This window comes from Streptomyces flavofungini, assembly GCF_030388665.1.
GTDB lineage: Bacteria > Actinomycetota > Actinomycetes > Streptomycetales > Streptomycetaceae > Streptomyces > Streptomyces flavofungini_A.
The window spans coordinates 5,647,626-5,665,920 of sequence record NZ_CP128846.1; the positions used below are offsets into that span (position 1 = coordinate 5,647,626).

Sequence of the window (18,295 nt, forward strand, 5' to 3'; positions counted from 1 at the left end):
GCGTTCTGTGAGACGTCAAACAACTGTCTCAGGTCACTTGGCACACACGGATTTGTCGGCACCGACCTTCTGAATGCCGTCCGGTGCCTTCGACGGAGCACTTATGGGCACCCCCGCGCCCTTGAAGTCGGCCCCCAGGGTCAGCACCATCGCGGGCAGCCCCTGCGCGTTCTTCTCGCTCTCGCCCGGCTTCAGCGCCGACCCGGGCAGCCCCATCAGCTCGGCGAGCCGCCGCGCCTGGTCGGCCTCGCCCTTGCCGTACTCCAGGGTGGTCTTGCCCAGGTTCTTCGGCGCGTTGCCGAGCTGGCTGGACTTCGTCACACCCTCGTTGTTCTGCAGCCAGGCGAGGGTCGCCTGAGCGGCGCCCGTCTTCCCGCTGCCGTTGTAGATGTCGACGCGGACGTCGGCGGGGTCGGCCTTGGGGCCCTTGAGGCGGGCGGCCACCGCGGCCTTCTCCTTCTTCTCCTTCTTCTTGACCTCGGTCAGCGACACGTCCTCGCGCATCATCGAGAACAGCTCGTCGGACTTGGCCTTGTTGAGCACGACCGTGACGGGCTTCTTCTCGGCGGGGTTGTCCACCACCGGGGTCGTCGCGAAGGTCAGGTTCTTCATGTCGAGCTTGCCGAGCTCCATGCCGAGGTCACGGAGTTTCATTATGTCGGCGATCTTGGAGTCGACGGTCAGCGCCTTCGTGCCCGCCTCCGCCAGACTTATCATCTTCTTCGGGCTGGTCAGCGTGCCCCCGGACTTCAGCTTGCGCATCAGCGAGCTGAGGAACTGCTGCTGCAGCTCGATCCGGCTGAGGTCGCCGCCGTTGCCCACGGAGTGCCGGGTGCGCACGAACGCCAGCGCCTCCTCGCCCTCGATCGTGTGCTTGCCCTTGGCCAGCTTCAGATGCGAATCCGGGTCGTCGATGTCCTTGGCGAGGCACACTTCGACGCCGTCGACCGCGCTGGACAGCGTCTTGACCGCGTTGAAGTCGGCCACCATGAAGTGGTCGAGCTCTATGCCGGTGATCTCGGTGACCGTGCGCATGACGCAGCTCGGCGTGCGCTCGCTCTGACCGAGGCTCTCGTTGAAGCGGACCTGCTGCGAGCCGGGGATGACCTTCGTGGAGCCGTCGTCCTGCTTGGTGGGGCAGTCCGGAATGTCCGTGATCAAGTCGCGCGGGATGCTCAACGCGGTCGCGTTGGAGCGGTCCTTGGAGACGTGCAGCAGGAGGGTGGTGTCGGCGTGGCCGACGCTGCCCTCGTCGCCGTAGCCCTCGTTGCCGTCGCCGCTGCGCTTGTCCGTGCCGACGAGCAGGATGTTGATGGCGCGGTCCTTGCTGAACCCGCCGGTGCCCGCGCCGTCGTCGGAGACGGCGGTGATGTTGTCGTTCAGGTGCTGGTAGTAGAGGTAGCCGCCGACCGCCGCTACGACGACCACGAAGGCAACCGTGCCGCCCGTCCAGATGGCGATCTTCTTGCCCGTGTTCTTTTTCTTCTTGGGCCGCCTGGTGCCCCGCCGGCCCGCGGCCGGCTCCGGCGCGCCGTGCCGCCTGCGCTGGCCCGGCACCTGCTCGCGGCCGTGCTCCCGGCTGCCGTGCTCGGACCCCTGCCGGCGTCCGTGGTCACGGCCGGGCTCGCGTCCCTGGTCCCGGCCGCGCTCACGGCCGTCGGGGCGCTCGGAGCCGCGCCCCGACGGCCGGGGTGCGGCACCACGGGGTCCGGGAACTCCAGGCGGCGCCGACTGCCCTGCGGAAGGACTCAGTCGCAGTTCGTAGTCGCCTGTCTGCGGATTCAGTACCCACTGGTCTGCGGGGTCGATGTCATCAGCCCGCCCACGGCCTTGCGCGTCCACGGTTGTTTGCGTCCTCCGTCAGGGCCACGCGGCGCCTTTCCCCCCTCAAGAAGGCGCTCGGTCAGTCGTACAACGGTGCGCGGTCGCGAAGACCGGGCACCGGATCGGCTCACACTATCCGCCCAGTTCAGCGTCCAACGACGCCGGTGACAAATTCCACTCCCCCTTGGGGCACCTACAACTGGGCAATCCACCCAATTTCTTTGGTGAAGGGCCCTTCGCGGTCCCGCCGGTTCTACTCGCAGCTGGTCCGGTCGGCCGTGTTGCCCCGGAATGTGGGCGCGGGGCTCGGCGTATGACTCGGGTCGTCGGGCTTCTCGTCGCCGCCCTCGTACGTGGATTCGTCTTCGTCGTACGTCTCTTCGGAGCCGTCCTCGTACGCCGTGGAAGCCTTCCCCTCGTACGCGGCCGCCGTGGCGTCGTGTGTCACGCGCACCGGCTCGTCCTTGCGCAGCCGCGTGAAGAGTTCCTTCGCGGCGGGCTCGACCAACTCGTCGCGATTCGCGTCATAGGCGTAGGAACGCCGTGGCACGGTGAGGAATTGAACCCGTTCTGTGGGGATATTGCGCACCCCGCGCACCAGTTCGTACAAACCACGCAGACTCGCCAGACCCGGGTCCGTCGTCAGCGAGGACGTGGCCGCGTCCAGAACGGGATAGAGCTTCACGGGATTCAGCAGGACGTCGTTGCCGCGCACCTTGTTGACGAGCGCGGCCAGGAACTCCTGCTGGCGGTCCATGCGGTCGGTGTCGCTGCCGTTGCCGAGCGACTTGCGGGCGCGTACGTAACCGAGGGCCTGCTCGCCGTCGAGGGTCTGCGGTCCCGCGGGCAGCCGGATCTTGGCGGCGCGGTCGTCGACGGGCTCCTCCAGGCAGACCCGCACCCCGTCGACGGCGTCCACCATGTCCTTGAACCCGGCGAAGTCCACGACCATGTGGTGGTCGATCCGGATGTCGGTGAGCTTCTCCACCGTGCGGATCGTGCAGGCCGTGCCGCCGAACTCGAACGCCCAGTTGAACTGGGCGAATTGGGCGCGGGTGCGGGAGCCGTCCGGGCGGCGGCAGCTCGGGATGTCCACCATCAGGTCGCGCGGCAGCGACACGGCGGTCGCGCTCTGCCGGTCCGCGGCCAGGTGCAGCAGGATCGTGGTGTCCGAGCGCTGGGTGCCGGGGTCGCGGCCGTACTTGCGGTTGTCGCGCCCGGCGCGCGAGTCGGAGCCGATGAGCAGGATGTTCTGGGCGTCGTGCACGAGCGGCGTCGGCCGCTCCGCCTCGAAGCGCGCCAGCTCGGCCGCGGCGCCGGTGTCCTTGGTGATGTTCCCGTTCAGCTTGGTGTACGCGGCCCAGCCGACGCCGCCCGCGGCGAGCACGAGGACGGCGGTGGCGAGCGCGGCCCAGCGCAGCCAGCGGAGCCTGCGGCGGCGCGGCCCGAACCCCACGGGGCTCGCGCCCGCGCCCGGCGCGTACGTGGCCTCGCGTGGCGCGGACGCGGCCCCTGCCGCTTCCTCGCCCGGCTCGGACGGCGTGCGCGCGGTGTCGGTCACGTGGCGGTCCACCCCTCTTGGCTGCGGTCGGTACGCGGTCGCTGCTCGCTCTGTGCGCTCTTACGACCATGGACCGGCGCGCGCCGGGGGGCCTGCGGGCCAGGGGCTCCGTTGGGCCGAACGGGGGATGCCGAGGGGGCCGCGGCGGAGCTCGGGCGGGGCCGGGGCGGGGTCCCTCGGGCCGGGGCGGGGCACCTCGGCCCGGGGCGGCCCGGGCCCGGCCGCCGTGGAGCCCCGCCCGGACGTCAGCGGGCCGTGGCCGTGACCCGCTCGCTCTCGATCCGCTTCTCCAGGCCGCCCTCGCCGAGCCGGTCGAGGTGGCGGCACAGGACCACCGAGCCGCCCGCGGCCAGCGGCGCGTAGAGCCCGGCGCTCAGGCCGTCCCAGGTGCCGTAGGGGCGGTCGGAGAGCAGCCGGGAGCCCGGGGCGAGGCCCAGCTCGGCGGCGTCGGCGCGGGCCCGCTCCACCAGGTCGGCGCCGGTCAGCTCCAGGCCGCCGACGGCGAGCGCGGGCTCGTCGGGGTCCACGGGCGCGTACGGGGCGAACCGGTCGCCCTGGCTCGGCACCTCCACGGCGTAGTCGGCGAAGCCCGCGGGGGGCTCGGGGAAGCGGCCGCCGAGGGGGCGCAGGGCGAGGGCCACGCGCTCGCCGGAGCAGGCCCGCGCCGCGTCGAGCGTGTCCGGGCCGCTGACGACGAGGTCGGCCGCCGCCGGGTCGCCGCCGACGTCCGCGACGACGCCCACGGAGGAGCAGGCGAGCAGCCACACCGCCGTCTGCCAGTGCGCGGGAAGCAGCAGCGCGAGCCGGTCGCCGGGCTCGGCGGACAGCTCGCCCTGGAGGAGGTTGGCGGTCTTGGCCACCCAATTGGCGAAGGTGGCCACGGACAATTCGACGCGCTCACCGGTGGCGTCGTCGTAGTACGTCACGAGCGGGCGCGCCGGGTCCGCGGCGAGCGCGGATCGCAGCAGGTCGGCAGGGGTGCGGTCGTTGGCGTTCACGGCCGCAAGGGTACGCGGACGACGGCGTGTCGCCGCTGCCCGATGCCCAGTTGGGCCCGTCGGCGGGGCGCCCTGCGGGCCGACGGGCCGTCAGTTCCGTGTGCCCCCCGATGGACAGATATGTGCCTGTATGTCAACTATCAGTTGTATGCGTGGATTCCTTGCTTCCTCGATCGGTGTCACCTGCGCCACGGCGCTCGCCCTCCCTCTCGCCCTGACGTCGTCCGATACCGCGGCCGTCACCCGGCCCGCCGCGGAGACGCTGCCCGGCAGCACCCAGTCGCTGCCCCTGGGACCGCTCGGCGCCGACCGCGCGGGCGGCGCCGCCCCGCGCGACCAGGGGCTCGGCCGCCGCGACGTACGCCCCTTCTCCCTGGTGGGTGTCGTCTGGGACGACCCGGACGTCGAACTGCACGGCCGGGTCCAGGTCCGCACCCGCGCCACCGGCACCACGAACTGGTCCTCCTGGCAGGAGGTCGAGACGCACAACCACGAACACGCGGCCGACCCGGGCACGGCCGAGGGCGACTCCGGCCGCGTCCGCGGCTCGACGGCGCCCCTGTGGGTCGGGGACTCGGACGGGGTCGAGCTGCGGGTGCGGCCGGACGCCGAAGGCGGTGCCGGGCGGGCCACCGGACGAGCCGGGCGCGCGCTCCCCGAGACGCGGGCGGCGCTGCCCGCGGGCCTGCGCCTGGAGCTCGTCGACCCCGGGGAGCACCCGGCGCCGCCCGCCGACCTCCACGACGGCGGGGCGCCGCAGGGAGCCCCGGGGCGGGCCGACGGCGTCCAGGCCGGGCTGCCGGACGCGGCCGGGAGCCCGCTGACGGCCGCGTCCGCGGCCGCGTCCGCCGTGAACGCCGACCTCGCCCCGCTCGGCGCCGCCGCGGTCACCCCGCTCGACCGGGCGCACACGCAGGCGGACCTCGTCGCCGCGCACGGGGGTGACGTCACCAGGGCCAGGCCGTACGTCGGGCCGCGGCCCGGCATCGTCACGCGGCGCGGCTGGGGCGCCGACGAGAGCCTGCGCGAGCGGAACTTCGCGTACACCAGGACCGTCAAGGCGGCCTTCGTGCACCACAGCGCCACCGGCAACAACTACAGCTGCTCGCAGGCGCCCTCCGTCCTGCGCAGTATCTACCGCTACCACGTCAAGAGCAGCGGCTGGCGCGACTTCGGCTACAACTTCGCCGTCGACAAGTGCGGAAACATCTACGAAGGCCGTGCCGGGGGAGTGGCCAAGGCCGTCCTCGGCGCGCACACTCTCGGTTTCAACAGCAACAGCATGGGCATCGCCGTCCTCGGCACGTTCACCAGCGCCGGCCCGCCCAAGGCGGCGGTGACCGCGGTCGCGAAGCTCACCGCGTGGAAGCTCGGCCTGTTCGGCGCGAATCCCCGCGGCAAGACGTATCTGAAGTCGGGCGGTGGCAACCTCTACCGGAAGGGCAGCAACGTCAGGCTCAACGTGATCTCCGGCCACCGGGACGGGTTCGCCACCGAGTGCCCCGGGCGGCTGCTGTACAAGAAGCTCGGCACGGCCCGGTCCGTGTCGGCCCGCCTCCAGGGCCGCTGAGGTCCCTCGCCCGGCAACCCCGTTCCTCCGTCTGCATACACTGGCCGGCCGACACGAAACCTCGGCCGGCCCCAGCAGGAAGCAGAGACGACAGGTGACAGAAGCGATCCTCCTGGTCGGCGGCAAGGGCACCCGGCTGCGTCCGCTCACGGTGAACACACCCAAGCCGATGGTCCCGGCGGCGGGTGTCCCCTTCCTCACCCACCAGCTGGCCCGCGCCCGCGCGGCGGGCGTCGACCACATCGTCCTCGCCACCTCCTACCTCGCGGAGGTCTTCGAGCCGTACTTCGGCGACGGCTCGGAGCTCGGCCTCCACATCGAGTACGTGACCGAGGAGGAACCCCTCGGCACCGGCGGCGCCATCCGCAACGTCGCCTCGCGGCTGCGCTCCGGACCCCAGGACCCCGTCCTGGTCTTCAACGGCGACATCCTCACCGGCCTGGACATCCGCGCCCTGGTCGCCGAGCACCAGCGCGTCGACGCGGACGTCTCCCTGCACCTGACGAAGGTCTCCGACCCGCGGGCGTACGGCCTCGTCCCCACCGACCCGACCGGCCGCGTCACCGCCTTCCTGGAGAAGCCGCAGACTCCCCAGGAGATCGTCACCGACCAGATCAACGCGGGCGCGTACGTCTTCCGGCGCTCGGTCATCGACACGATCCCCGCGGGTCGGCCCGTCTCCGTCGAACGCGAGACCTTCCCCGGCCTGCTCGCCTCCGGTGCGCACCTCCAGGGCATGGTCGACTCCACCTACTGGCTGGACCTCGGCACCCCTCAGGCCTTCGTACGCGGCTCCGCCGACCTCGTCCTCGGCCGCGCCCCGTCGCCCGCCGTCCCCGGCCGCTGCGGCGACCGCCTCGTGCTGCCCTCCGCCCGGGTCGCCTCCGGGGCCAAGCTCACCGGCGGCACGGTGGTCGGCGAGGACGCCGTCGTCGGCGAAGGGGCCCGGCTGGTCGGCAGCACGGTCCTCTCCGGTGCCGTCATCGAGCCCGGCGCCGTCATCACCGACTCCCTCATCGGTGCCCGTGCCTCGGTCGGGGCCCGGTCGGTCCTCACCGGGGCCGTCGTCGGCGACGGGGCGTTCGTCGGCGCCGACAACGAGCTGCGGGACGGTGTCCGCGTGTGGTGCGAGGCGCGCCTCCCGGCGGGAGCGGTCCGCTTCTCCTCCGACCAGTAGGTCGGCGCGGGTTCCCTCCCACCCGCCGCGGGACACCCACCCCCGGGGCCCGGGGCGGAGCCCCGGTTTCGGGAAGGGGCGGGGCCGGGGAAAGGCCACCGCGTACCCTCGACGGATGTCGTCCCGGTTCGCCCCCCGCCCCACCCGCACCACCGTGCGCGGCGGCGAAACGATCGTCCCCCAAGGCGCCCCCCGCCAGAACACCGCAGCGGCAACCCGCACCTGGAGACCACCCACCCCCCTGGACCTGAGCCTCACCCTCGGCCCCCTCCGCAGGGGCCCCGCGGACCCCACCTTCCGCACCACCCCCGACGGCTCCGTCTGGCGAGCCACCCGCACCCCCCAGGGCCCGGCCACCCTCCGCGTGGCCCTCCGCGCGGACACGGCGGAGGCGGAGGCGGAGGCTTGGGGCCCGGGCGCGGACTGGGCCTTGGACGGCCTCCCGGACCTCCTGGGCGCCGGGGACACCCCGGAGGACTTCGAGCCCCGTCACCGCCTGGTCGCGCAGACCGAGCGCCGCCGCCAGGGCCTGCGCCTGCTGCGGACGGGCCTGGTGATGGAGACCCTGATCCCGTCGATCCTGGAGCAGAAGGTCACGACGGACGAGGCGTACCGCGCCTGGCGCCTCCTGGTCCGCAAGTACGGCGAACCGGCCCCGGGACCGACCCCCGTCCAGGCCCGCATGCACGTGATGCCGGACCCGCGCACGTGGTCACGCATCCCGTCCTGGGAGTGGCACAGGGCTGGCGTGGACAACAAGCGCGCGTCGACGATCCTGCGCGCGGCGCGGGTGGCTCCCCGCCTGGAGGAGGCGGCGGCGATGGACCCCGTGGCGGCCCGCGCCCGCCTCGAACTGATCCCCGGCATCGGCCCCTGGACCTCCGCCGAAACCGTCCAGCGCAGCAACGGCGCCCCCGACGAGGTGACGGTCGGCGACCTCCACCTCCCCGGCATCATCGGCTACGCCCTCGCCGGCGACCGCACCGCCGACGACACCCGCATGCTGGAACTCCTCGCCCCCTACCAGGGCCAACGCCACCGAGCGGCCCGCCTGATCCTCCTGAGCGGTCACACACCACCACGCCGAGCTCCGAAGATGCGCAAGACGAACATCGCGGCGCTGTGAAGAGGGCTGGCGAGGCACGGTGAAGAGGGATAGCGAGGCACGGTGACGACCGGGGCGACATCTCCGCGAGCCTCCGTCACCTCCAGGCCTCCGAGACCGCCGCGAGCCTCCGACACCTCCGAGCCTCCGTCACCTCCGGGCCTCGGGGCACCTTCAGGCCGGCCCCGGTGAAGTATTCAGCCCGTCGTGGGGCTCCCTGCTTCTTGAGAGCTTGGGGGAGATCGAGGACGAGGCGCGAGGCGCCGATCCGGCGGCGCCCCGTCCCACGGCAACGGGGACAGGGCCCCACCGCTACCGCACAGCGACAAACTCCCCAGGCTCCCGCCCCACCCGCCCCGCCGGAGGCGAAGCCGGGTGCCCCACAGCAACAGCTCCCATCGGGTCCCAGTCCCCAGGAAGCTCAAGAGCCCCCCGCACGACATCCCGACAGAACATCGTCGAGGAAACCCAAGCGGACCCCAGCCGCTCCCCGGCCAGCGCGACGAGGAAGTTCTGCACCCCCGCCCCGGCGGCGACGACGAACATCTCCCGCTCGGCCGCGTCCCGCCGCGCGTCCCCGTACGTATGGGCCCCGTCCATGACGAGGCACGGCACGACGAGGTAGGGGGCGTTGCGCAGCACGTCCCCGCGCCGTACCCGCCGGGCGATGGCGTCCTCGGACTTCCCGTCCCGCCGCAGATCGGCGATCCAGGCGTCCCGCATGGCGTCGAGCAGCCGCACCCGCGACTCCTCGGACTCCAGGAGGACGAAGCGCCAGGGGGTGGTGTGGTGCGGCGCGGGCGCGATGACGGCGGCGGCGACGGCACGTCGTACGGCTCCGGGGTCGACGGGCTCGTCGGTGAACTCCCGAACGGTCCGCCGCAGCGAGAGCGCCTCGCGCACGGCTTCGGAGGTCCCGAGCCGGAACATGTCGTCCCGGGCGTTGCGCACCAGAGCCCGAGCCCCGAGCTCGGTACCGTCCGACGAATCCTCGGCCCCCTCAGAGCCCCGCGCACTCTCCGGATCCTCAGAGCCCCGCGCACCCTCAGAGCCCCGCAAGCCCGCGGACCTCTCGGCCTCCGCGGACCCCTCAGCCTCCCCGGCCCCCTCCCCGCAGCGGGCGACCACATGCCCCAGCCCCCGCACGACCGCGACCGGCAGCCCCGCTGCCTTCCCCTTGACGAGGTCCCCGGCGGCGGCCAGCTCGTCGGCGGTGGCGATGACGGTGGCGACGAGCGGATTGCCGAACGCGTCCGTGCCGCCGCGCAGGTCGTCGAGGACCCGCACGCCCGCGGCCCCGATGGCGACGTCGGTGAGTCCGGCCCGCCAGGGCCGTCCGAAGGTGTCGGTGACGATGACCCCGACGTCGACGCCGAGCGTGTCCCGCAGTCCCTGGCGGATGGCGCGGGCGGAGGCGTCGGGGTCCTCGGGGAGCAACAGGACGGTCCCGGCGGGGGTGTTGGAGGCGTCGACCCCGGCGGCGGCCATCACGAGGCCCTGCCGGTTCTCGACGATGCGCAGCGTTCCGCGCCGGGCGACGACGCGTACGGTCTCCGCGTCGATGGCCGCTTCCCGGTCGGCCGCGGCGACCACGCGCCCCTCGGCCTTGCTGACGATCTTCGAGGTGACGAGCACGACGTCACCGTCGGCGAGCGCGGGCTCGGCGACGGCGATCAGCTTGGCGACGTCGTCACCGCGCCGCACCTCGGGAATCCCCCTCACGGCCCACACCCGGAACCCGGGCACGTCCCCACCGGCAGACCCGGCAGACCCGGCGGACCCGGCAGACCCAGCGGACCCGGCGGAGCCAGCAGCTCCCGCAGCCTCCGCCCCCTCGGTGCCTTCCGCCCCCTCGGTGCCCTCCGCCCGCTCAGTCCCCTCGGCCCCCCTCACGCCCGCACCTCTTCAGCCAGCGCCAGCGCCTCCCGCGCCATCGCCGTGGTGGCGTCCTCGTCCGTCATCAGGAGGGGGATGGCCCGGCACCGGATCCCGGCGGACTCGACGCGCTCGACGGCGCCCGCGTCCACCGTGTCGACGAGCCAGCCGTCGAGGAGTCCGCTGCCGTAGTGCTCGGCGACGGCGGCGGCCGTGGTCTCCACGCCGACGGCGGCGAGGACCTTGTCGGCCATGCCGCGCACGGGCGCGTCGCCGACGATGGGGGAGAGGCCGACGACGGGGACCCCGGCCTCGGCGATGGCCTCACGGATGCCGGGTACGGCGAGGATCGTGCCGACGCTCACGACGGGGTTGGACGGCGGGAACAGCACGACGTCGGCCTCGGCGATGGCTTCCAGGACGCCGGGCGCGGGCTTGGCCTGCTCGGCGCCGACGGGCACGATCGCGTGCGCGTCGACGGAGGCGCGCAGCCGCACCCAGTACTCCTGGAAGTGCACGGCCTTGCGCTCGCCGTCGAGCTCGATGCCGACGTGCGTCTCGACGCGGTCGTCGGACATGGGGATGAGCCGCACGCCGGGCTGCCAGCGCTCGCACAGCGCCTCGGTGACGGCGCTGAGGGGGTATCCGGCGGCGAGCATCTGTGTGCGCACGATGTGCGTGGCGAAGTCGCGGTCGCCGAGCCCGAACCAGTCGGGTCCGACGCCGTACGCCCCGAGTTCCTCCTTGACCTTGAAGGTCTCGTCGGTCCGCCCCCAGCCCTGCTCCTCGTTGATGCCGCCCCCGAGCGTGTACATCACCGTGTCCAGGTCGGGGCAGACCTTCAGGCCGAACAGGTGGATGTCGTCACCGGTGTTGCCGATGACCGTGATCGCCGCGTCGGGCGCGGCCTTCTTGAGGCCGCGGAGGAAACGGGCGCCGCCGATGCCGCCGGCCAGAACCACAATGCGCATGCGCCCAGCATCGCAGGCGGGTACGACATCGTGTCAGGCGGTCACGGGATTCGGGCGGCCACCGGCCAGGGGGTTCAGGCGGCCACCGGCCAGGGGGTTCAGGCGGTCACCGGATCCTGCGGCGCGCGGGCCTCGCAACGGGCCGTGTGCATCGGCATCTCGGTGAGTCCGGGGTAGTACACGTGCAGGCTGACGGCCGGTTCGAGGGAGTCGTTGACGACCTCGTGGACGTACCCGGGCGCGAAGACGCGCTGCGCGCCGGCGCCCAGGGTGCGCGCGGCGCGCTCCGTACGCTCCGTCAGTTCGCCCTGGAGGACGGTCAGTACGCCGCTGGAGCGCCCGTGGTCGTGGGTTCCGCTGCCCTGCCCGGGTACCCACGACAGGAGCCACACCTCGTAGCCGGGTCCGGTGCGCAGGCGGTGGTACCAGCGGGTGGCGGCGTCGTACTGGACGAGGGGCTCCCACTGGGAGCGGTCGGCGGCGATGGCGCGGGCGAGGCCCGCGAACTCGGCGACGGTGAGGGGGTGCTCGCGCGCGGGCTGCAGGAGGTGCGGGACTTCGAGGATGTCGCCGGCGATCTGGAGGTCGCTGTCGCTGTTCATGGTGCGGTGGTTCCTCAACGTATGAGTGCTGGGGTGTCGCAGGATGGGGTCGTACGAAGCCGTGCGAGGGGTGATTCGGGCGATCTGTACGAAGCGGTACGACGGCCGTGCGAGGGAGTCGTACGAGGGGAGTGGCTCAACAGCCGGAGGCGTGCCTCAACAGCTGGAACAGATGCTCGTACAGCGACAGCGCGCGGGGGCAGCACCGGAAGACCCGCCAGTGCGGGTCACGGAAAGCGCCAAGTTCGCGAGCATGCCCACCAGGACAGCGGCTCACACCCTTGGTGTCAACTCGACGTCCGAATTGTGGACAATGTTTCACCTCATCCGGTTCCCCTGAGCGGCGAAAGGTTTGTGCAGTCGCCCCCTGGGACACATGCCGCATCAACCAGCGCTCGCGGGCGCGTCAACCGGCGCGTCAACCGGCGCTCGTCCGCCGTTGTGATCCTGTGATCCGAATGTGATCCGGTTCGCTTCGGTGATGGCCGATGCAACGGGAGTGAGTGTCGTGGCGTCCCTGTCATCGAGTGCCTGTACCGGGGCGGGCGGCGGACCTGCCGCTGGGAAGTGTCACGTTTTAGGTAGATTTGAACACTTTCCGCAAAGCCTTGGTTCCGCAGAGTGAATAAGGGGCCCAATAGCAGATCTCGGCTTGACTGGCCCGGATCGGCACACTTGTAATTTCACTCGTGTCGTTCAGCCGAAATCGGTAACGGCAGCATCACGGGGACGCGAAGACAGACGAGGGGCGCACATGACCGAGCTGGTTCAGGAACTGCTGGTCGAGGACGCGGACGAAGAAATCGGCTGGCAGGAGCGCGCACTCTGCGCCCAGACCGACCCCGAGTCCTTTTTTCCCGAGAAGGGCGGCTCCACGCGCGAGGCCAAGAAGGTCTGCCTCGCCTGCGAGGTCCGCTCCGAATGCCTTGAGTACGCGCTTGCGAACGACGAACGCTTCGGCATCTGGGGCGGCCTCTCGGAACGCGAACGCCGCCGCCTGAAGAAGGCGGCCGTCTAGCCCGGTGGCTGTCCGCCCCCGCCCCGGGGCCGTACGACCACCGGTGCCCGAACCTCCGCATTGCCCCCTTCGAGCGGCACTCATACCCCTTGTCGCCGCCCGTCACCGCACCACGAACAGCCCGTCGCCCGAGGGTTATCCACAGGCGGCGGGCTGTTGTCGTGCCAGCCGTTAGTGTGGGGCCCCGTCCGAGACGCCACAGCGCCCCACGGGGCGCGGGCGTCCACCGCAGTCCAGCGAACCGGGGCCCGTACCTCGATGTCCGTGCACAGCCACCCGGCAGCCCGCGAAGGCGCTGCCGCCGGGTTCGACCCGTCCCGCGCGGCCGGGTTCGACCCGGCAAGCCCACCCGAGTTCCCGCGGCATGTCGTCACCGCCGTGCTCGTCTCCCACGACGGCGCCCGCTGGCTGCCCGACGCCGTCGCCGGACTGCTCGGCCAGGACCGCCCCGTGCAGAACGCGATCGCGGCCGACACCGGCAGCGCCGACGACTCCGCGCGCCTGCTCACCGAGGCCCTCGGCCCCGACCGCGTGCTGCACCTGGCCCGCCGCTCCGGCTTCGGCACCGCCGTCGACGAGGCGGTCCGCACGGCACCCGTGCTCACCCCCGAGGAACTGCCCTACCTCAAGCGCCCCAGCGGCTGGGACCCGGTGAGCCGCACCTGGCGCGACGAGACGTACGACATGCCGGAGCTGCCGCACGGCGAGCCCGAGCAGTGGCTGTGGCTCCTGCACGACGACTGCGCGCCCGAGCCCGGCGCCCTCGCCGAGATGCTGCGCGCCGTCGAGAACGAACGCGAGCTCGGCCAGGACACCCAGGACATCGCGATCGTCGGCCCCAAGCTCCGCGGCTGGTACGACCGCAGGCAGCTCCTCGAAGTCGGCGTCTCCATCGCCCACTCCGGCCGCCGCTGGACCGGCCTGGACCGGCGCGAGCAGGACCAGGGCCAGCACGACCACGTGCGGCCCGTGCTCGCCGTCTCCACCGCCGGGATGCTGGTCCGGCGCGAGGTCTTCGAGCAGCTCGGCGGCTTCGACCGGCGACTGCCCCTGATGCGCGACGACATCGACCTGTGCTGGCGCGCGCACACCGCGGGCCTGCGCGTCCTGGTCGCCCCCGACGCCGTCGTGCGGCACGCCGAGGCGGCCTCGCGCGAGCGCCGCACCGTCGACTGCGTGGGCCGCACGGCCACCTCGCCGCACCGCGTCGACAAGGCCGGCGCCGCGTACACCCTGCTCGTGAACTCCCGCACGGCGGTGCTGCCCTGGGTCTTCGTGCGGCTCGTCGTCGGCACGGTCCTGCGCACCCTCGCCTACCTGGTCGGCAAGGCACCCGGTCAGGCGCTCGACGAAGTCGCCGGACTCTTCGGCACGTTGCTGCGGCCCGAGCGGATCCTCGCCGGACGCAGGAAGCGCGGCAAGCCGGTCGTCGAGGCGAGCGAGACCCGGCCGCTGTTCCCGCCGCCGGGCGCCACGGTCCGCGCCACCGTCGAGCAGGTCGCGAGCAATCTGGTGGGCCGCTCCGACCCCGAGGTGTCGGCCGCGGGACGGCACGGCGCCGTCGAATCGGGCCCCGGCGGCGACGACGCCGACTTCCTGGAGATCGAGCAGTTCGCCCGCCTCAAGCGCGTCGCCCGCAAGCCCGGCCCCGTGCTCTTCGCCGTGCTGCTCTTCGTCTCGCTCATCGCCTGCCGCGCCCTGCTCGGCGGCGGCGCGCTCGCGGGCGGCGCGCTCCTGCCCGCGCCCGCCGACGCCTCCGGGCTGTGGTCGCGGTACCTGGACGGCTGGCACCCCGTGGGCATCGGCGGCACCGGGAACGCCCCGCCCTACCTGGCGCTCCTCGCCTCGCTCTCGACCCTCCTGCTCGGCTCCAGCGGCCTCGCCGTCACGGTGCTCCTGGTCGGCTCGGTGCCCCTCGCGGGCTTCACGGCGTACTTCGCGTCCCGGCCGCTGGTCCAGTCCCGCCTCCTGCGCGCGTGGGCGTCCGTCGCGTACGCCTTCCTGCCCGCCGCCACGGGCGCGCTCGCGGGCGGGCGCATCGGCACGGCCGTCCTCGCGATCCTGCTGCCGCTCATCGCGCGCGCGGCCGTCTCCGCCAGCGGCCTCGCCGCCCCCGACGGCACGCGCGGCAGCTGGCGCGCCACCTGGGCGTACGCGCTCCTGCTGACCGTCACGACCGCCTTCACGCCGATCGTGTGGCCCATCGCACTCGTCCTCGGCCTCGCGCTGCTCGCGGTGCGCCGCCGCGACCTCGCCGCCTACGGCCTCCGGTTCCTCGCCGCGCTCGGCACGCCTCTGCTCGTGCTCGCGCCCTGGTCGCTCTCGCTGCTGCCGTTCGGCTTCTTCAAGGAGGCCGGGCTCGAGTACGGCACGGGGGCCGCGTCGGCGCTCGACCTGCTCGGCGCCAGCCCCGGCGGACCCGGCACCGTCAGCGGCCTGCTGCTCATCGGCGTCGTCCTCGCCGCGCTCGGCGCGCTCCTGCGCGGCCAGCGGCAGGCGGCGATCCGCACGGCCTGGGCCGTCGCCCTGGTGGCGCTGGTCTTCGCGGCCCTGTCGAACGGCTCGGCGTGGGCGGGCCCGGCCACGCTCGCGTACGGCATCGCGCTGCTCGCCGCCGCCGCGCTCGGCGCCGACGGGGCCCGCGCGCGGGTCGCCGAGCAGAGCTTCGGCTGGCGGCAGCCGGTGGCCGCGCTCATCGCCTTCGCCGCGGCCGCGGGCCCGCTGCTCGCCGCCGCCGGGTGGATGATCGGCGGCGCCGACGGTCCCCTGGAGCGGCGCGACCCGGTGCAGGTGCCCGCGTTCGTCGCCGAGGAGAGCGGCACCCAGGACCAGGCCCGCACCCTCGTCCTGGACAGCGCCACGCCCGCCGAGGTGTCCTACACCCTCGTCCGCGGCTCGGGCGCCCGCCTGGGCGACGCCGAGCTGGCCGCGGCCGACGGCACCGACAAGCGGCTCGACCGGATCGTCGGACGCCTCCTCGCGGGCTCCGGCGCCGACCAGGCCGACCAGCTCGGCGGCTACGCCGTGCGCTACGTCCTCGTCCGCGACGGCGCCCCCCGCCAGCTGAGCCGCACCCTCGACGCCACCCCCGGCCTGACCCGGCTCAGCCAGGAGGACGGCAGCGCCCTGTGGCGCGTGGACCGGCAGGTCGCCCGCGCCGCCATCGTGCCGAAGTCCGGCGACCCGGAGCCGGTGGCCGCGGGCCCCGTCGAGCTGCACACCCGCATCCCCGCGGGCAAGGAGGGCCGCGTCCTGCGCCTGGCCGACTCGGCCGACCCGGGCTGGACGGCCACCCTGGACGGCCGCGCGCTGACCCGGACGACCGTCGACGGCTGGGCGCAGGGCTTCGAACTGCCCCCGACCGCGGGACGCCTCGACGTCACGTACGAACCGACGGCGGGCCACACGGGCTGGCTGTGGGCCCAGGGCGCGCTCGCCGTGGTCCTGGTGGTCCTCGCCCTGCCCGGACGGCGCAGGGACGTCGACGACGACCTGCCCGAGGAGCCCGTCCTGCCCGCCCAGGCCGTCACGGGCGAGGGCCGCAGGGCACGCAGGCTCCGCGCCCAGGGGGAGGCCCCCGACGGCACCGACGCCGGGGACACGGGGGCGGAGGGCCTGGGCGCCGTCCCGGCCCAGCACACCCCGGACCAGGACGGGACGCCCGGTTACGACGACTGGCAGACCCCGGCCCCCGCGGGCGCCGACCACGGCGCGTACGGCGGCGAACAGGCCTACCAGGGCGGGCAGTACGGCTCCTACGAGCAGCCGTACCAGGCCGACCCCTACCAGGCGGGCCCCGGCGGAGCGGCGCACGGCGGCCAGTACGACCCGTACGCCTACGGCGGGTCCTACGGAGGGGCCCAGCCGGGCTACGGACAGACGTACGACCCGGCGGGCGGCCCCGGCGGCGCGCCAGGCCCGGCCGACGCCACGGACCCGACCGGCCCCGCGGACACCGGCTACGCCGCGCAGCTCCCGCCGATGCCGTCGCAGTCCCCGCCGATGCCGCCGCGGCCCCCGCGCGGCCCCGACAGTGAGCGTTCCGACGGGAGCCAGCAGTGAACCGCACCACCGTGTCCCTGATCGCCGCGACGGCCGCCCTGGCCGCCGTCACCGGCTTCGCCTCGGTCAACGCCCCCGACGGCGGCGACGAAGCGGCGAAGACCGCGAAGCGGCTGCCCGTGGAGCGCACCAGCCTGCTGTGCCCGGAGCCGAGCACGTCCGACCTCGCGGAGACGAGCTACACCGCCTTCACGCCCTCCTCCGGGGGCGCGGCGAGCGGCGGCAAGGCCGAACTCCTGCCGGCCCCCAAGGTCCTGACGGACACCCACCAGGGCGCCAAGGACCGCACGAAGGGCCTCAAGCCGTTCCTGACCCAGAAGTCCCCGGGCAAGCCCGTGACCGGTGAGGAGTCGGGCGCCGAGGCGCCCGCGCTCGTGGGCAGCGCCGACGGCGCCCTCGCGCCCGGCTGGACCGTCCAGCAGACCACCACGGTCAGCGCGGGCTCCGGGCGCGGCGTGCAGGGCGCCAACTGCGTCGCCCCCGACACCGAGTTCTGGTTCCCCGGCGCGAGCACCGCCAAGGGCCGCAGCGACTACATCCACCTGACCAACCCGGACGACGCGGCGGCCGTCGTGGACGTCGAGCTGTACGGCCGCGACGGCGCCATCAAGGCCGACGTCGGCCAGTCCATCCAGATCCAGCCGCACTCCAGCGTCCCCGTGCTGCTCTCCACGCTCACCGGCAAGCCGTACACGAACATCACGATGCACGTCGCCGCGCGCAGCGGGCGTGTGGCCGCGGCCGTGCACTCCTCGGACGACGAGCTCGGCGGCGACTGGCTGCCCGCCTCCGTCGACCCCGCCCCCAGCCTGGTCCTGCCCGGCATCCCCAAGGACGCCACGTCGGTGCGCCTGGTCGCCTTCGCGCCCGGCTCCGACGACGCGGACCTGAAGGTGCGCCTCGCCTCGCCGACGGGCACGATCACCCCGGCGGGGAACGGGACGCTGCACGTGAAGTCCGGCATGACGGCCGCCGCCGACCTGGGCGACGTCACCAAGGGGGAGGCCGGTTCGCTGCTCCTTTCGCCCACGGAGGACGCGGTGCCCGTGGTCGCGGGGCTGCGGGTCACGCGCGGCAAGGGCGACAAGCAGGAGACTGCGTTCATCCCGGCGACGAGCGCCGTCGGCGACCGCGCCACGGTCGCCGACAACCGCGCCAAGGGCTCCACGCTCTCCCTGGTGGCCCCGGGGAAGACGGGCCGCGTGAAGGTCACCGCGTCGGCGGGCACGGAGGCGGGGGAGCCCGTGACGAAGACGTACACGGTCAAGGGCGGTACGACGCTCGCGGTCGACCCGCCGGTCCCGTCCGGCCTCAAGGGGTCCTACGCCCTCACCCTGGAGACCGAGTCCGGCGGCCCCGTGCACGCCGCCCGGATGCTGGAGCTGCCGGAGAACGGCATCCCCATGTTCACGATCCAGACGCTTCCGGACGACCGGGGGACGGTGGCCGTCCCGGAGGCCGAGCAGGACCTCGACGTGCTGCAGAAGTGAGGGCCGGGCTGCGGAAGTGAGGCCGGGCGCTGTGGGAGTGAG

Annotated in this window: 12 protein-coding genes; 6 read left to right on the forward strand and 6 right to left on the reverse strand. The window is 73.5% G+C overall.

The genetic code is table 11. The features are described from left to right. Positions 1–33: 33 nt before the first annotated feature. The 3 genes from QUY26_RS23990 to QUY26_RS24000 form a co-directional block, all read right to left on the reverse strand. Positions 34–1,842, reverse strand: a complete 1,809-nt coding sequence (locus QUY26_RS23990) for an LCP family protein (RefSeq protein ID WP_289950029.1) — start codon at positions 1,840–1,842, stop codon at positions 34–36. A gap of 235 nt (positions 1,843–2,077) precedes the next feature. Beyond that, on the reverse strand, positions 2,078–3,385 hold the full coding sequence (locus QUY26_RS23995; protein ID WP_436840392.1) for an LCP family protein: 1,308 nt from the start codon (positions 3,383–3,385) through the stop codon (positions 2,078–2,080). A gap of 245 nt (positions 3,386–3,630) precedes the next feature. Then, a complete protein-coding gene (locus QUY26_RS24000) occupies positions 3,631–4,383 on the reverse strand; it encodes a TIGR03089 family protein (protein ID WP_289950030.1) in 753 nt (250 codons plus the stop codon). 148 nt (positions 4,384–4,531) lie between these two features. On the opposite strand from QUY26_RS24000, the gene QUY26_RS24005 reads away from it, so the two are divergent. The 3 genes from QUY26_RS24005 to QUY26_RS24015 all read left to right on the forward strand — a co-directional run bounded on the left by QUY26_RS24005 (position 4,532) and on the right by QUY26_RS24015 (position 8,256). Beyond that, positions 4,532–5,953 (forward strand): peptidoglycan recognition protein family protein, encoded by a 1,422-nt coding sequence (locus QUY26_RS24005; protein WP_289950032.1) that lies wholly within the window; start codon positions 4,532–4,534, stop codon positions 5,951–5,953. A gap of 94 nt (positions 5,954–6,047) precedes the next feature. Then, positions 6,048–7,130 (forward strand): NDP-sugar synthase, encoded by a 1,083-nt coding sequence (locus tag QUY26_RS24010; protein ID WP_289950034.1) that lies wholly within the window; start codon positions 6,048–6,050, stop codon positions 7,128–7,130. Between the two features lie 115 nt (positions 7,131–7,245). Next, a complete protein-coding gene (locus QUY26_RS24015; protein ID WP_289950036.1) occupies positions 7,246–8,256 on the forward strand; it encodes a DNA-3-methyladenine glycosylase family protein in 1,011 nt (336 codons plus the stop codon). Positions 8,257–8,547: 291 nt separating this feature from the next. Here QUY26_RS24015 and QUY26_RS24020 read toward each other — a convergent pair whose 3' ends face one another. The 3 genes from QUY26_RS24020 to QUY26_RS24030 all read right to left on the reverse strand — a co-directional run bounded on the left by QUY26_RS24020 (position 8,548) and on the right by QUY26_RS24030 (position 11,683). Next, on the reverse strand, positions 8,548–9,981 hold the full coding sequence (locus QUY26_RS24020; protein WP_289950038.1) for a coenzyme F420-0:L-glutamate ligase: 1,434 nt from the start codon (positions 9,979–9,981) through the stop codon (positions 8,548–8,550). Between the two features lie 143 nt (positions 9,982–10,124). Next, complete coding sequence (cofD, locus tag QUY26_RS24025) at positions 10,125–11,081, reverse strand: 2-phospho-L-lactate transferase (protein ID WP_289950040.1); 957 nt, start codon at positions 11,079–11,081, stop codon at positions 10,125–10,127. A gap of 98 nt (positions 11,082–11,179) precedes the next feature. After that, positions 11,180–11,683 (reverse strand): cysteine dioxygenase, encoded by a 504-nt coding sequence (locus QUY26_RS24030; protein ID WP_289950042.1) that lies wholly within the window; start codon positions 11,681–11,683, stop codon positions 11,180–11,182. 754 nt (positions 11,684–12,437) lie between these two features. Between QUY26_RS24030 and QUY26_RS24035 the strand changes: the two genes are divergently transcribed. The 3 genes from QUY26_RS24035 to QUY26_RS24045 all read left to right on the forward strand — a co-directional run bounded on the left by QUY26_RS24035 (position 12,438) and on the right by QUY26_RS24045 (position 18,253). After that, a complete protein-coding gene (locus QUY26_RS24035; RefSeq protein WP_030363272.1) occupies positions 12,438–12,701 on the forward strand; it encodes a WhiB family transcriptional regulator in 264 nt (87 codons plus the stop codon). 258 nt (positions 12,702–12,959) lie between these two features. Then, positions 12,960–16,763 (forward strand): glycosyltransferase family 2 protein, encoded by a 3,804-nt coding sequence (locus QUY26_RS24040; protein ID WP_289950045.1) that lies wholly within the window; start codon positions 12,960–12,962, stop codon positions 16,761–16,763. Continuing rightward, on the forward strand, positions 16,760–18,253 hold the full coding sequence (locus QUY26_RS24045; RefSeq protein WP_289950046.1) for a DUF5719 family protein: 1,494 nt from the start codon (positions 16,760–16,762) through the stop codon (positions 18,251–18,253). The genes QUY26_RS24040 and QUY26_RS24045 overlap by 4 nt, the downstream gene beginning before the upstream one ends. Positions 18,254–18,295 lie beyond the last annotated feature (42 nt).

Excerpts from the sequence above, each read along its gene's own strand:
- QUY26_RS24005 (WP_289950032.1), top strand. The coding sequence starts at position 4,532 with ATGCGTGGATTCCTTGCTTCCTCGATCGGTGTCACCTGCGCCACGGCG.
- QUY26_RS24015 (WP_289950036.1), top strand. The coding sequence starts at position 7,246 with ATGTCGTCCCGGTTCGCCCCCCGCCCCACCCGCACCACCGTGCGCGGC.
- cofD (WP_289950040.1), bottom strand. The coding sequence starts at position 11,081 with ATGCGCATTGTGGTTCTGGCCGGCGGCATCGGCGGCGCCCGTTTCCTC.
- QUY26_RS24030 (WP_289950042.1), bottom strand. The coding sequence starts at position 11,683 with ATGAACAGCGACAGCGACCTCCAGATCGCCGGCGACATCCTCGAAGTC.
- QUY26_RS24035 (WP_030363272.1), top strand. The coding sequence starts at position 12,438 with ATGACCGAGCTGGTTCAGGAACTGCTGGTCGAGGACGCGGACGAAGAA.
- QUY26_RS24040 (WP_289950045.1), top strand. The coding sequence starts at position 12,960 with ATGTCCGTGCACAGCCACCCGGCAGCCCGCGAAGGCGCTGCCGCCGGG.